The 15,192-nt window shown below is 53.3% G+C and carries 13 protein-coding genes; 11 read left to right on the top strand and 2 right to left on the bottom strand.

Annotated features, from left to right (window positions below):
* Positions 1-12: 12 nt before the first annotated feature.
* Positions 13-762: a VOC family protein gene (locus tag VAE57_RS06260; RefSeq protein ID WP_322821030.1), complete on the bottom strand. Its 750-nt coding sequence runs from the start codon at positions 760-762 to the stop codon at positions 13-15.
* 138 nt (positions 763-900) lie between these two features.
* On the opposite strand from VAE57_RS06260, the gene VAE57_RS06255 reads away from it, so the two are divergent.
* The 9 genes from VAE57_RS06255 to VAE57_RS06215 all read left to right on the top strand — a co-directional run bounded on the left by VAE57_RS06255 (position 901) and on the right by VAE57_RS06215 (position 9,894).
* Positions 901-1,893 carry an MDR family oxidoreductase gene (locus tag VAE57_RS06255; protein WP_322821029.1) on the top strand — a complete coding sequence of 331 codons (993 nt, stop codon included), beginning with the start codon at positions 901-903 and terminating at the stop codon, positions 1,891-1,893.
* Between the two features lie 342 nt (positions 1,894-2,235).
* Positions 2,236-2,517 (top strand): GxxExxY protein, encoded by a 282-nt coding sequence (locus VAE57_RS06250; RefSeq protein WP_322821028.1) that lies wholly within the window; start codon positions 2,236-2,238, stop codon positions 2,515-2,517.
* 400 nt (positions 2,518-2,917) lie between these two features.
* A complete protein-coding gene (locus tag VAE57_RS06245; RefSeq protein WP_322821027.1) occupies positions 2,918-3,805 on the top strand; it encodes a hypothetical protein in 888 nt (295 codons plus the stop codon).
* 47 nt (positions 3,806-3,852) lie between these two features.
* Complete coding sequence (locus VAE57_RS06240) at positions 3,853-4,638, top strand: hypothetical protein (protein WP_322821026.1); 786 nt, start codon at positions 3,853-3,855, stop codon at positions 4,636-4,638.
* 48 nt (positions 4,639-4,686) lie between these two features.
* On the top strand, positions 4,687-5,706 hold the full coding sequence (locus VAE57_RS06235) for an AAA family ATPase (protein ID WP_322821025.1): 1,020 nt from the start codon (positions 4,687-4,689) through the stop codon (positions 5,704-5,706).
* A gap of 2 nt (positions 5,707-5,708) precedes the next feature.
* On the top strand, positions 5,709-6,881 hold the full coding sequence (locus tag VAE57_RS06230; protein ID WP_322821024.1) for an RNA-binding domain-containing protein: 1,173 nt from the start codon (positions 5,709-5,711) through the stop codon (positions 6,879-6,881).
* Positions 6,882-7,061: 180 nt separating this feature from the next.
* Positions 7,062-8,312, top strand: a complete 1,251-nt coding sequence (gene mads3 / locus VAE57_RS06225; RefSeq protein WP_322821023.1) for a methylation-associated defense system AAA family ATPase MAD3 — start codon at positions 7,062-7,064, stop codon at positions 8,310-8,312.
* A gap of 197 nt (positions 8,313-8,509) precedes the next feature.
* Positions 8,510-8,932 (top strand): hypothetical protein, encoded by a 423-nt coding sequence (locus tag VAE57_RS06220; RefSeq protein ID WP_322821022.1) that lies wholly within the window; start codon positions 8,510-8,512, stop codon positions 8,930-8,932.
* A 461-nt stretch (positions 8,933-9,393) separates the two neighbouring features.
* On the top strand, positions 9,394-9,894 hold the full coding sequence (locus VAE57_RS06215; protein ID WP_322821021.1) for an arsinothricin resistance N-acetyltransferase ArsN1 family A: 501 nt from the start codon (positions 9,394-9,396) through the stop codon (positions 9,892-9,894).
* 242 nt (positions 9,895-10,136) lie between these two features.
* Here the strand turns inward: VAE57_RS06215 and VAE57_RS06210 are convergent, their stop codons facing one another.
* Entirely contained in the window at positions 10,137-10,649 is a 513-nt protein-coding gene (locus VAE57_RS06210) for a hypothetical protein (RefSeq protein ID WP_322821020.1), read from the bottom strand.
* Positions 10,650-10,910: 261 nt separating this feature from the next.
* On the opposite strand from VAE57_RS06210, the gene VAE57_RS06205 reads away from it, so the two are divergent.
* Positions 10,911-11,330 carry a hypothetical protein gene (locus tag VAE57_RS06205; RefSeq protein ID WP_322821019.1) on the top strand — a complete coding sequence of 140 codons (420 nt, stop codon included), beginning with the start codon at positions 10,911-10,913 and terminating at the stop codon, positions 11,328-11,330.
* Between the two features lie 165 nt (positions 11,331-11,495).
* Positions 11,496-14,795 (top strand): EAL and GGDEF domain-containing protein, encoded by a 3,300-nt coding sequence (locus VAE57_RS06200; RefSeq protein WP_322821018.1) that lies wholly within the window; start codon positions 11,496-11,498, stop codon positions 14,793-14,795.
* Positions 14,796-15,192: the final 397 nt, after the last annotated feature.

Raw genomic sequence — 15,192 nt, 5'->3', positions numbered from 1 at the left:
GAATGTACTATCCTACACTACACGGGCAGCCATAATCGCTGCCCCAAGCGTCGTCGTGAGATCGGGAAAGTGTAACCCCTTCAGCGTCACGGCACAAATGCCTTCACCGCGACGAGCCAATCGATCAAGCACGTGCTGATCGCCTGAATCGGGACCGCGCAGCACAATCTCGCTCTCACCCAGCGGAATCCGTACTTCAGCCGGGGCCGCCTGCGGCGTGATTCCTAACAGCATCGCATAGCGACCGGCACTTGCCACCGGATCAACCACCGCCACTACCACCTCGGCAATCCCCCGTGCGCCATTTGTATGCCCCCAGAAATCGGCATCGGGTACGCGCAACGAACGGTCGGTCACATCACCGCACAAAAACGGCAAATCAGGGCTGGGTGGCCAGGCCGTCTCCCAGGCCAGACTTAACCCATCAGGGCGGATACGTCCACCAGCTACCGGGCCATTCATCATCAGTCCACGGTCGGCTGCCGCAGCGACGGCAATTGTGGTATTGACCGGCAATAGAGCAAAATCGATCAACCCCGGTCCGGCAGCTACGTGTCGCCACCAGCGGTGCTCAGGGGCAGGCCGGCGAAATGCGATCAGTTCGAGGTATGTACCGTCGGGGAAGCTGATCAGAGCATTGTGGGTCGCACCATCGGCGTGTTCGCCACCCGGCGCAACGACGAATCCGGCAGCAGTGTATGCAGCTACCGCCGATGACAACTGATCAACCAAAACGACCACGTGATCAAGCGCATGGATCATACGAACTCCGTGACGGGTGATAAAGCGGTTCCAGTTGGCAAAGATTCCTTCCTTCATTATAATCGACAGTACAGCATGCAGATTAGGGTTCAAACCAGAGAGTGACTCTCTCCGATGAGGAGCAAAGGAGCTGGCGAGATGAGTGAAGAACGCTTTACAGCACTGGTCGTAGAAGAGGGAGGCGATGGTCGGCGGGTGGAGTTTCGCGAACTACCGCTCAGTGCCTTACCTGCCGGCGACGTTCTGGTCAAAGTTGCCTACTCGACCCTCAACTACAAAGATGGCCTGGCAATCACCGGTAAAGGCAAAATCTTGCGCAGCAGCCCATTAGCACCCGGCATCGATTTTGCCGGTACCGTTGTTGAGTCTGCCGATCCGCGATACCGTCCTGGTGATCCGGTTGTGCTGACCGGTTGGGGTGTTGGTGAGCGACACTGGGGTGGCTACAGCCAGTACACCCGTGTCAAAGGCGAATGGCTGGTGCCATTGCCAGAGGGTATGAGTCTCAAACATGCAATGACCATCGGCACAGCGGGATTCACGGCAATGCTGTGCGTGCTGGCGCTAGAGCGGCATGGCTTCATCCCTGGGCGGGAAGTCCTCGTAACCGGAGCGTCCGGTGGGGTGGGCAGCGTTGCCGTTGCCTTACTGGCCAAAGCCGGGCATCAGGTTGTTGCTGCAACCGGTCGTCCTCACGAAGAAGCCTATCTGCGTGAACTGGGAGCAAGTGCCATTCTCGACCGCAGTGTGCTCAGTGGCCCTGGCCGACCCCTCGAAAGCGAACGCTGGGGCGGTGCAATAGACACGGTGGGTGGCGCCGTGCTTGCCGGCGTCTTGCGCGCCATGGCGATGCGCAGTGCGGTTGCCATTTGTGGGAATGCCGGTGGTGCCGAGTTTACGACGAGCGTCTACCCCTTCATCCTGCGCGGCGTGACCATGATCGGCGTTGAATCGGTGATGGTGCCGCGTGAAGAACGCCTCGCGGCCTGGGCGCGACTGGCGCGTGACCTCTCACCCGATCTCCTGGAACGGATGACAACTGTTATCCCCTTCGCCGACTTGCCGGCGTATGCCGAACAGATTACCAACGCCCAGACCCGTGGGCGGGTGGTGGTGGATGTGAATCGATGAAGCGGGTTTCGTAAGGACACGGATACACGCGGATTGGGCGAATGGGCGCGGATGTGCTTGCGATAGGATTTGCGGGCATCGGTGAGCACGGGGAGATGGGACGCGGATGGGCGCGGATGGGTGTAGAGGCTGTATCCGCACCCATCCGCGAGTATCTCTGGGCAGAGGGGGATAGGACACGGATACACGCGGATTGGGCGGGTGGACGCGGATGTGGTGAAGGCTGTATTCGTGGGTATTGGTGGTAATCGGGATCAATACTAGCGAGAATTAACATGCTGCATCAGGAAATTACTCAGGCGATTATCAAAGCATTCTATACTGTCTACAACACGTTGGGCTATGGTTTTTCTGGAAAAAGTCTATGAAAATGCCATAGTTTATGAACTGACTCGTGCCGGGTTTGCTGTTCAGCAACAGACACCTGTTCGAGTTTACTATCATGGAGAACTTGTAGGATACTACTTCGCCGATCTGATGGTTGGCGGCAAGGTCATTGTAGAACTGAAATCCGGCAAAGCCTTATCTCCAGAACACAAAGCACAATTACTCAACTATCTCAAAGCAACTGACATCGAGATCGGCTTATTGCTCAATTTTGGCCTACGGTACGCACGCCAATAATCCGCGTGCATCCGCCAAACCCGCGTACATCCGTGTTCCGCTAGTGATCCGCAGGCACTCGTGGAGAAATTGGACACCCGCAGATAACTTATCACTGGCACAATGATGCATAACTCGTGGGCAGATGGTAGTGAATGTGAAGCAATGAAGCGGGTTGTGCATCTACGGAAGTCCGTGTCGTCGTCGTAAAAATACCGCGTACAGCGGAAATACTGTTTTCCATATCCGCACTCAGATCGCCGCCAACGTGATGGTGCGGTTACGAGCAACGACTTGCAGTAAACCAAATGTGATATGAGTAGTGAAATGAAGCATATTCTGTGGTACATTGTCAATCATTCCGCCTGTTAGACCGGTTGTCATTGAGACGTAGCAAAACTGTCACAAAGGTTATATGAAGATGAATCAGCCTTCCTATCGTGGTGCCCGTTGGGTACGTGTCGATTTACACTTACATTCACCAGGTGTGCACTCTTTCAAAATGCCCACTGGTCTTTCAACAGATGACCAACAAGAGTTGATTCGCCGTTATATAGCACAGTTACAAAATCAGGGTATTGAAGTTGCTGCGATTACCGATTATCAGCAAATTCGGGAAGAGTGGTTCATACCAATTCGCGCTGCTGCTAGAGAAGAGGGCATTTATATCTATCCGGGAGTAGAACTCTCATTTGGTGGTGGTATAGCAGGAAAACAGGGTCTCCACATTCTGGCGATCTTTCCCTATGATGCCGATCCAGAGGCGATTAACCGTGCTATTGATAAACTCCTGGACTATGATACGACCCTACCACTTCTGACCAATGGCAAACATCGTGATTTGAAACCGAAGACTGCTCTGGCCGAATGTCTAAACCGTCTGCGCCAGGAGCAAGGTTGTCTGTTCATCTTTGCCCATCCTAATGATAGTAACGGTTTGTTCAAGACTTACACAACAGGTGAAGCGGCAGAGTTGATCGCTGCTGTATCACCGGAAGCCATCGAGTCGTTCACGGAAAATGACCGCCAGCGCCTGCAGAGTACTGCCAAAATCTCGAAAGAGATTCTGGACAGAATTGCCACCGTTGAGAACAGTGACAACCATAGTGTAGAAGAGATTGGAACGAAGGCGTGCAACGGACAGGTGCGCTGTATGTATCTCAAACTCAGTGCCCTCGATGATTTGCGTGCTATCCGTCTGGCACTGCGTGATAACGCCCTACTCGTGCGAGTAGGGGAACCACCACGTGCGGCGTATACACACATAGAACAATTTATCATTGAAGGAAATGGTTTTTTGGTAGGCTAGAACTGGCTTTCAGCCCTGAACTTAACGTCGTGATCGGAGGGCGTGGAGTGGGCAAATCGACTTTGCTGGAAACACTGCGCTTTCTGTTCAATCAAGAGTCTTTTGCGCCTACCGAGTACCGGGAAGGGTTAGTACACTATGCCTTGGGCAGCGGCGGCAAAGCGATCCTGACTCTACGGCAAGTTATTAGTACCGGTGTGGAACGGGTATATCGCATTGAGCGCGTCTGGGGTGAAGCGCCACAAGTGTTCGAGAACGAACGATTGGTACAACTGTCTCCTCACGAAGTGCTGGGTGAGCGGGAAACGCCACTCTTTTTCGGTCAACGCGAGATGTACGAAGTTTCTCAATCACCGAGGCTACGTCGTCGTCTACTGGACGAGATTACTGGACGTCATGCAGACAGGCAATTGCGCCAGGTCAGAAAACTTGAAGAGGAATTGCGGCGTAACGCACGCGCTATTTTGGAGCGTCAGGAACGACTCGCTCAGCGGGAAGATCTGGAAAAACGTCTGCAAGAAATAGAGCATAAGATAGAGCTGTATCGACAACATGGGATTGCGCAAAAACTCCATCAGGCCACAGCACTGACAAACGATACTGAGCGACTCAAGCTTGCCCATGAAGAAATTGGTCGATTACAACAGGACTGGCGCGAGCTGCAAACACGGCTACAGGAACGTCTGAAAGATTCTCAGGCAAGACTGAAGCAAGCCGAGAGTGCACAGAAACATTTACTTCAAATGGCCGCAGACCTGTTGGAGCACCTGCAAACAACACTCGCAAGGTATCAACAGCAAGGTGAAGTGAGTATTACGCAGACGCCTCTGTGATTGTGTCTAGCACCGTGTCGACCGACAACGTATCAACAGCAAGGTGAAGTGAGTATTACGCAGACGCTAGATGAATTTGATCAGTTGTTACAGCGTTGGGACAGCGAACGAGAACCGCTCGACCTGGAAATTCAGCGGATCAAGCAGCAACTGGGAACGCAATCGCTTGATCCCGACGATCTGATTCGTCTGACACAAGAGCAGGCAACACTCAGCCCTCAGCTTGAGTTACTCAAGCGCGAGGAAGCGGCTCTTATCAACTTGCAACAAGAGCGACAGCAGAAACTAGCCGAACTACGCGAGCAACGTCGGCAGGTATTTTTGCTACGTCAGCAACAGGCAAAGACTATTTCGGAGGCTCTGAAGGATCGGGTTTCGGTGGAAGTAACATATCGCAGTCAACGAAAAGAGTTTAGTGACATGCTGATCAGCTTCTTCAGCGGTTCCGGGCTGGACAAGAACACCTTGCGCCAGGTAGCTGAGAAAGCTACCGATGGCATTGATTTGGCCGAATGGGTTCGTCAGGGTGAACAGGTACTCTGTGCAAAAGCCGGTCTCACCAATGCCCGCGCCCAACAAATGATCCGTTTCCTCGATCCTCACCGACTCTACGATCTGGAGCTGTTGACACCAGAAGACGACGTTGAAGTGCGACTCAAGGTAAACGATGTCTGGATTCCGCTGGAGAAGCTTTCTGCCGGACAGCGGGCAACTGCATTACTACTGATCCTGCTCACACAACATGATCGGCTTCTGCTGATCGACCAGCCAGAGGACGATCTGGACAATCGCTTCATCTTCGATGACGTGGTACCATTGTTGCGTGAGCAGAAGGGGAAACGCCAGATTATCGTCGCTACCCACAACCCGAATATTCCTGTTTTAGGCCATGCTGAGCTGATCGTGGCACTTGAAGTACGCGAAGGCCAATCATCGCCGCTCATACAGGGGGCGATTGACAACCATAACGTTCAGGATATTGTCCGTCGCGTCATGGAGGGTGGTGACGAAGCGTTCCGCCGACGAGCCGAGAAGTATGGCCTGAACGTTGGGAACGGGAGGGCATAACAATGGATTTGTGGGAGCTACAACAGCGCATCATCCGCTGGGAAGACATCCATACCGAATTTAAGGAGCAGGGCGTTCATCCTGACGACATTGCGGCAGCATTGGTGGCATTCGCTAATACTGATGGTGGGCAATTGATATTTGGTGTAAGCAATGATCGCACTATTACAGGTGTAGACGATCCTGACCGTCTGATGCAGCGAGTCGAACAGATCGCATACCAAAACTGCGAGCCACCATTGACCGTCTTGCCAGAAACTGTCCGTACTGATGATGGCCGTGTGGTAGTGGTGGTCAATATTCCGAAGGGTGACCAGCGTCCCTACCGTACAAACAGAGGAGACTACTTCATCCGTACCACTACGGGCCGCCAACGTGCCTCGCACCAGGAACTCCTCCGTCTGTTTCAGTCAGCGGAGAGCCTCTATTACGATGAGACGGTCGTTCGGCGGGCTACGTTGCGCGATCTGGACGAGCAACGATTTGCCGACTTTTTTCGGCGGGCTTATCAGCGTGAAATTGGTTCAGAGCAAAAGATTGAACATTTGTTAAAAAACATGCGTCTACTGGAAGAGCGTGACGGTGAACGCCACCCGACGCTAGCCGGTCTGCTCTGCTTCGGTCGCGACCCTCAGCGCTTCTTCCCGTATGCCCGGATTAGCGCCGCTCGTATCGACGGTACAAGCCTGGTCACACCTCCTTCTGATGCCAAGAGTATTGGCGGAACGTTATTTGACATACTGGAAGATACAGCTCGCTTCCTCCGTATTCATCTACGCAGCCCACATGTGATTCACGGATTTGAACCTGAAGAACAACCGGAGATTCCTGAAGAGGCACTGCGTGAACTGATCGTGAATGCGCTGGTTCATCGTGACTACACGCTGGCTGCACCAGTTCGCGTCTTGATCTTCGATGACCGACTGGAAATACGGACGCCAGGTGGATTACCGAATTCGGTTACTATCGACGCCATTCTGTTGGGTGCCGCTCATGTACTGCGCAATCCAACCCTCTACACCATGTTCAGCCGCGCCGGGCTGGTCACCGGCCTGGGCAGCGGGGTGCTACGGGCCAGGGAGCTGATTGAGCAACATCCCAATACAAAGCTACACCTGGCAGTAGTTGAGAATGAGTTTGTGGCTACAGTGTTGCGTGCAGGGAGAGGGGCTTAGACCAAATGCTGACATGAGTGTTACTTTTATGCAGTGATGAATGCCGCAAGTGATCATCCTGAACTACCTGTGGTGCAACATCCTGCAGCCCGATTTCATCCTGAAGAGACGTATGAGATACGATATTGGTATAGATGTAGCAGGAGCGCAGGATAAAACCTATGCTCCACGAGGAAGTATATGTTCCAAAAGGTCGAAATAGCCCGGTATAAGTGCATTAAGTATGCCAGTATCTCGCTCTCACCGTTCAACATTCTGATCGGGCCGAATGCCTCCGGTAAAAGTACTTTCCTGGACAGTCTGGCCTTTATCCGGGATGCGCTGGAAACTGATGTTGAGCGAGCCATCCGCAGACGTGCCAGCAGTTTGCGAGAGCTGGTATGGCTTAATGAGGCCGATCAAGGTTTCGAGGTTGCCGTCGAGGTGCAATTACCTGACGATCTCAAGTCTAACGGTTACGACCGTATGCGATATGAGGTTGGGATTGGCCTTGATGTCAGTGGTGCTATCGCTGTCGCGGGGGAAAATTTGTGGATGGTCAACACACAGATGTCACCACCCGCTCCCCCAAAAGCACCTGTCTTGTTCCCAACAGAACCGACGGGAAACGGGATAGTGGTTCGACCGGCCCGCAAGAAACCCCCTGCCGGGTACCGCCTGATCGTCCGTAAGGTTGTCGAGAGCGGTAATGATTATTTCCGATCTGAAAAAACCGACTGGAACTTTATGCTGCGCTTTTCGCCACAGCGTCTGGCGCTCAGCGGTATTCCCGAAGATCAGGATCGTTTCCCAACGGCGTTGTGGTTCAGGCAGGCGATGCTACGTAACATCCAGGTTTTACAGCTCAATAGCGCGTTGATGCGCCGTGTCTGTCCATCGGATGCCCCGCGCACATTTCAAGCTGATGGATCCAATCTGCCGGTTATGGTCAAATTGTTGCAGGCTGATGCCCAACGCTTTAGCTGGTGGACGAACCATTTACAAACAATCCTTGAAGACCTGGAAGCGGTTGGCGTTACTGAGAGACCCGAAGACCGCTCATTCTATCTGGTTCTCACCTATCGCAATGGCGTCGCGGTACCGGCCTGGCTACTTTCAGATGGAACACTACGCCTGCTGGCACTGACTCTGCTGGCTTACCTGCCCAATCAACATCAGGTCTTCATCATTGAGGAGCCAGAGAACGGTATCCATCCGAAAGCGGTTGAAGCGGTCTTCAATGCCTTACGTTCGGTCTACGACGGACAGGTTTTTCTGGCGACGCATTCGCCGCTCGTATTGGCCCTGGCCCGGCCAGAGGATTTGCTTGTCTTCGGCAAGACACCTTCTGGGGCGACAGATATTGTTAATGGACCGTTCCATCCCGTTTTGCGCGAATGGCAGCGCGAAACGTCACTGGATACTTTGTTTGCTGCCGGGGTGTTGGGATGATCGATCTGGTGGTGATTGTGGCTGATGCTGACGCTGAAGCAGCAGTACGCACGCTGCTAGAAAGGCGTTATCAGTCTCTTCATATCCGGCGTATTACCAATAGCGTTATCCGTTATCCTGGACGAAACCCCCGCGTCTATCGATAGGCGCAGGATATTCTTAAGCCGTACCTCAAGATAGCTCGTTATGCCCTGGTCATGCTGGATCTGGAAGGTTCTGGTCAGGAACGACATCAAACCGCCGTGCAGATGGAGGCAGATCTGGAAACACGTTTACAGCGCAACGGCTGGATCGCAGACGCAGGAGCAAGTCGTTGTGCGGCTGTTGTTTTCGATCCAGAGCTAGAGGTCTGGGTCTGGTCACGTTCGCCTCACGTTCCCGGCGTACTGGGGTTAAGTCAGGAACATTTGGAGAGAGTGCTGGTGGATTTTGAATGTACTCCTACCGGCAAGCCTCTGCGCCCCAAAGAAGCGTTGGAAGCCGCGCTGTACCGTGCCCGACGGCCTTTTTCTCCATCTGTCTTTCGCGAGCTGGCCGAACGGGTAAGCCTGCAAGTCAATGAACGGGCATTCAACAAGTTTCGTTCGGTATTACAACAATGGTTTCCAGTAGTATCGTAGTGTAAACCTTTCCTAATGCTGCCGGATACCCCCGCCAGCCTCATTACCGAAGTTGTTAGACAGGCTTAGCAGCAAACTGCTTTTTTACCTGCACCAGAAAGATGGTCGATTCCACTCTTGCAGACAAAGTGCAGGAAACGTTCTGCCAGATTGGGACTGATGTTGCGATCAAGTAATACCAAATCTGATTAGGATGCAGTGCATAGGTCTGCACTCTAATAATCCGCGTCCATCCGCGTTCCGCAGGTGATCCATGAGCACTCGTGGAGGGAGCGGGTACCTGCGGATCACGTCACCGCTGGTGCTATATTAATGATGCGCAGTATCACCCAAGATTTGATATAACATGCATTTTAGTCGTCACAAATTGTCTGTCAGGACCTTTTAGCCGACCTGCCGGCGTATGCCGAACAGATTACCAACGCCCAGACCCATGGGCGGGTGGTGGTGGATGTGAATCGATGAATAGTGTTTTTACTCGCATGGCCAACCCACACGATGCGGCAGCGATTGCTGAAATCTACAACCAGGGCATCGCCGACCGCATCGCCACCTTCGAGACCAATGCCCGCACTGCGCAAGACGTGGCAGCATGGTTCAACGACCGCTTTCCAATTGTGGTGACAATTGTTAACGATCATGTGGTGGCCTTCGCCGCTACCTTTCCGTACCGGGCACGTGAGTGTTATGCCGGTGTCGCCGAGTTTTCGGTGTACGTGGCCCGTGAGTGGCGCGGGCGAGGTATCGGTCGGCTGACGATGCTGGCCTTACTCGAAGCGGCAAGCCGGGCCGGTTTCTGGAAATTGCTTTCACGGGTCTTCGTGGAAAATACGGCCAGTCGGGCGATGCTGGCTTCCGTTGGTTTCCGCGAGGTCGGTATCTACGAGAAGCATGCCCGTCTTGATGGGCGCTGGCGCGATGTGGTGATTGTTGAGCGGTTGATCGAAGAGAATATTACGTAACCCAAGTTGCTACCTTTATCACCATAGAGGATGGGCATAACCCGAGTTGCTACCTTAAGGCGTGACGTAGCGCGTCGATGGGAATTGGCTACTACCCACATGGTTCATACAGTTCAGTTACACGGCACGGTGTTGTGCGCAGCGCCGTGCTGTTCATCACGGCAGTCAGTCTCACGTAGCCTGCTCACAGTGTAAGTGGCAACTTGGGTTTCGTAGGAGTGAGTATTGTACAGTAACCCTCCTTACCCTTTTCCCACCACCACCGGCCTGACAAACCACTGCCGCCACCAGGCCCAAACCTGTAACAAGGCCCAACGAATAAGCCCTTCAGGAGCGAATGCACACAACAACGCAACCGGAATGCCACTGAGCCAGCGCCCCCACTCCGGCGGTGGCATGCCATCTATCGCTAACATTCCAGTGTAGCGAATGCTATAGCCGTTGAAGACACCGATAGCCTCGATCCCAGCCAGGGCCAGCCAGAAGATCAGCGCCGAGATACCCCAGCGACGGGCCAGCGTACCGGTTGGCCACAAGATCATTTCAAGCAGGCTGATGAGAACATACCCTACACCGAGCAAAATGATAGTGACGTAACCGCTACTCTGTAAGGTAGAAATGAGCCAAATGACGAAGCGCTGAAAACCTTCACTGTGACCGAGCAGCCATTCGGTTATCAAGACATTGCTTCCGAACCACCATAATCCGGCTAGTGGTAGCAGCAGGACGACCAGAAACGGTTTGAGATAACGCATAGACGTGTGTACACGGTATCAAAAGCATGCATCTGGTATCAGTATACTGCAATACCGGTGTGCGATGATGAGCGTATCGTAAACAGAGCGGCGATCAGACAGATGAGCACGAAGCGAGGGCTTTCCACGCTTACCTATCATCTGGATCATCGCGTAGTTCAACTTTCCAATCTACTTCCATTACCCTGCACTGCATTGCAGGAAAACGCAGTATAATGCATAGTAGAGTGTAGTTCATAGTTTGTCCACGTAACAATGCCTATGTCAGCTTTTACCGATACCCTTGACCGAGTATTTGACCGGTTACTCTTCCTCTCACCGCCACCGGCATCAACCGAAGTATCGCTGAACGATGAGGTGAGTGACGAGGAAGCGGAAGCGGTGCCGGCAACGCCGGGCGAACGAGCCTTTAGTTTCTCACTCTTCATCTCGGCGACCCGCTGCACACTTCAGTATGTGCTGCTACCGGTGGTATTACCGCTTATCGGGTTGACAACTGATATTTCACTCCCCCTCGTTATTGTACTGGATCTGCTGGCAATAACCATGCTCGTGCGCAGTTTACGCTACTTCTGGCAAACCCGTCACCCACGCCGGTTTGATATGCTGCCACTCTCCAGCGTTATTCTGTTCATTATTCTCTTCTCATTGGGATTCGATTTGTGGCAACTACTGACCTGATCGCCAGATATGTAGCTGAGTGCACCGATGACTGCTCCTGCTTGAGTAAATAATTTTTCATGCAGGAGTAGGTATCTATTTCTGTATACACTATTGTGACACAACGTAGTAAAAGCGGTATACTCGTGAGGTCGGTAAAGAAATCAGCATATTATCACTGCCAGTATGACTGACAACACTATCTCGTCTCAATTCGCTTACGATGATATCTCAACGACCTGGAGAGGTTTGTTGGAATGTATCGCTGAAATCATTGTTATTCTTGATATTGATCATACTATTCGTTTTGTCAATCAATCTTTTATTACCCTGCTCGACTACGAACCGATTGCCATTCTCAACCACCACTTCTGCGAATTAGTCCATCCTGACGAATCCGCCATTGTTGAACAACATCTCGGTCAACTGATAGCCGGTCAATGTCAGACCCAGCCTCTCCGGGTGCGATTGCGGCATCACGACGGGAGCTGGCGTCTTTTTGAATTGCGATTGTGCAATCGTCAGCAGCACCCCGGCATCAGCGGCATTGTGCTAAGTGGCTACGACATAACCCCATTACTGGCTGCGAATTATGCATTGCGTAATCATCAGGTACGTTATCGCCAGCTTCTCGAACTAGCCCCGATGATGATCATCATCAGCAGCCTGCCCGACGGCATCATTCGCTATTGCAATCCCGCTGGCGCCCGCATTTTTGGTGTGACCACCCCTGAAGAGCTGTTGAACCGTCCAATTACCGAATTTTTGTCTGCCGACGAACACACCACTATGTGGCAACGCCGGCAGGCATTACGCAACGGTCAACCAATTCCTCCCATGCGCTATCACATCTATGCCCGTGATCATGTGGTGCGTACAGTAGAGGTACAGGGGGTTTTGATCGAAGGTGTCGGTGAGCCGCAAGTGCTGTCTTTTGGCTACGATGTTACCGACCGGCTTGAAGCCGAACGTCGTCTCCATTTGCAAGTCCACGTCTTGTCTCAAATCAGCGAGGCGGTGATCGTCACTGATCGCAGTGGGGCAATTGTCTATTTGAATGACATGGCCGGCTACCTTTACGGAGTCAATCCCGCCGAGGTGCTGGATCAACCGCTTTCACGCCTGTTTGTCGCCGAGCCATTGCCCGCGCAGACCGTCGAATGGAATCCGCTCAGCCATACGCCAGGGTGGCGCGGCGAACTGCTGCACCGCTTATCTGATGGTCGCACGATGATCGTCGATGTCAGCATCGATCCGCTTCACCACGATGAACTGGCCAACGGTGGTACGCTGATCGTTGTGCGTGACATTACCAGCCGCAAGCAAGTTGAGGAGCGCCTCCGTTTACTCGAATCGGTTGTGATCCATACCAATGATGCTGTACTGATCCTCGATGCAGAGCCACTGTATTCACCCGGACCATTTATTCGCTACGCGAACGCTGCCTGTAGCCGGCTGACCGGCTACGCTACCCATGAGTTGATCGGACGTAGCCTGCGCATTTTGCACGGCCCGGCTACCGATGTGATGAGCCTGCATACTCTATGGCAGGCCATGGAGGAGCGCAAACCGATTCGCCTTGAATTGCTCTACTACACGCGCATCGGTGAACCAATCTGGGTTGATCTGAGTTTGTCACCGGTTACCGATGACTACGGACAAACGACCCACTTCATCGCGTTACATCGTGATATTAGTGCGCAGAAACTGGCAACGTTCCTCGAACTTGACCGTTCAGAAATACTGTCACTCTTGCTTCAACATAGCCCGGTAACGACGGTGCTGACAAAACTGGTGGCATTGATCGAACGGCAGCGCCCGCACTGGCTGGTGTGGGTGGGCATTGACGGGCACGCAACGGCTTCGAGTGAACGACTGCTCGATGAAGCTGAACGACTTGAAGCACGCATTCGACAGTTACTTGCCCATCACCATCGCACCACAACCCCAATCTCGATTAATGTGCATACTCATTGGACTGAACTGAGCCAGTACGGTGTTACCGGCTGCTGGCTCTGGCCACTCGCCAGTGATGATGGTGCACTGGCTATCTTCCATACCCAGACCGACTGGATGCCAGAACGTGATCAGTCCCTGCTCCAAGTAATTACCGATCTGTTCAACCTGATCGACGATCATACCCGACTGAGTGCCCAACTCCACTATCAGGTGCGCTACGATCCCCTGACCGGTCTACCGAATCGCCATCTCCTTCAGGAGCGGATCGAGCTGGCTTTGCGTGATGCGCGTGAACGCCGACATACGGTTGCTTTACTCTTCATCGATCTCGATGGCTTTAAACAGGTGAATGACTCGTTGGGCCATCCAATTGGTGATCGTTTCTTGAAACACGTCAGTCAGGCATTTGCCGCCTGCGTCCGTCCACAAGACACCCTCGGTCGGATGGGAGGAGATGAGTTCCTGCTGTTGATGCCCGATCTACCCGATGCCCGGCTGGCCGATATTGCTGCCCAGCGCCTCCTCGATGCATTGCAGACACCGTATATCCATGAAGGACAGGAGCTGCGTTTGACCGCCAGTATCGGTATCAGTCTTTTTCCGCGCGATGGCGTCGATAGTGTGACGCTGCTCAAAAATGCCGACAGTGCAATGCATCGGGCAAAAGAATTCAAACGGAGCGGGTTTTTACACTACCGACCCGAACATAGTCGCCGCGCCCATACCCGGCTGGCACTGGAAGTCCAATTGCGGCGTGCCGTTGAACGTCAGCAACTGACGGTCTACTACCAGCCACAATACGATTTGGTCAGCGGGCAGGTTACTAGTGTCGAGGCGCTGGTGCGCTGGCATCATCCCCAACGCGGACTGATCCCACCAGGTGAATTTGTACCTATTGCTGAAGAGAGTGATCTGATCATCGAGATCGGTTCCTGGGTGTTGCGCGAGGCATGTCGTCAGGCAATGGCCTGGCACAAGGCCGGCTACCCTCTCTTGCGCATCAGTGTCAATGTATCGGCCCGTCAGTTATTACGGCCTGAGTTTGTCTCTGAAATCGCTGCGATCTTACATTCCAGTGGACTGCCAGCAAACTGGCTTGAGTTGGAGATCACCGAAGGGGTGATGCTCGATGACCCGATCTACGCCGCCCGCCAGATTGATCAATTACGTCAACTTGGCGTGCGTATCGCGCTCGATGACTTCGGTACCGGCTACTCTTCACTGGCCTATCTGCGCCAGCTTCGCCTTGATGCACTGAAAATTGATCAGGCGTTTGTGCGGGCTATCGACGAGCAAAGCAATATGGTCACTAACAGCCGTGCGCTTCTGCGCGCAATCATCAACCTGGCCCACAGTCTGGGTCTGGCAGTGATTGCCGAGGGAGTTGAGACACCTGAACAACGCTCGGCGCTGATCAGTATGGGTTGCGACATCCTGCAAGGCTATCTGTTTGCCCATCCACTCCCGGCAGATGAGGTCTGGCCTACCATTTTGCGCTTACAGAGCAGCCGCGTATCGGCAGATTAAGTTGTTTCAAATTACCACTGAGGCACAGAGAACACAGCGGTACTATCACGTCTGGTTTACCAGAACATCGCTCGTGATTACATCATCACGCTGACAGTAACCTGAGTGCAGAGACGAAGAACGGCGCTTCCACTGCGCACACCGTGGTATCACACGCCAGCGTGTCGTACAGTTTGGAGTGCGGCAGCATGGCTGCCGCGCCAGCCGTACTCTCGATCCGGCGCAGCTCACAGCGCGTACCCCTGCCGTTACGTACCTCTCGTCAAAGAGAACGCAGCCTGAAAAACCGTCCGCCCGATCAACCTCATACCCGGTGGCGGTCTTTCAGGCGCAGAGACACAACCACTCTGCCCCATGACCGACCGGCGATGCTTCCACATACCGGCCTGGACTGCCG

Source organism: Chloroflexus sp., from assembly GCF_034434295.1.
Lineage (GTDB): Bacteria > Chloroflexota > Chloroflexia > Chloroflexales > Chloroflexaceae > Chloroflexus.
The sequence above is the reverse complement of the archived record's forward strand: the minus strand, read 5'-3'. Positions and strand labels throughout refer to the sequence as shown.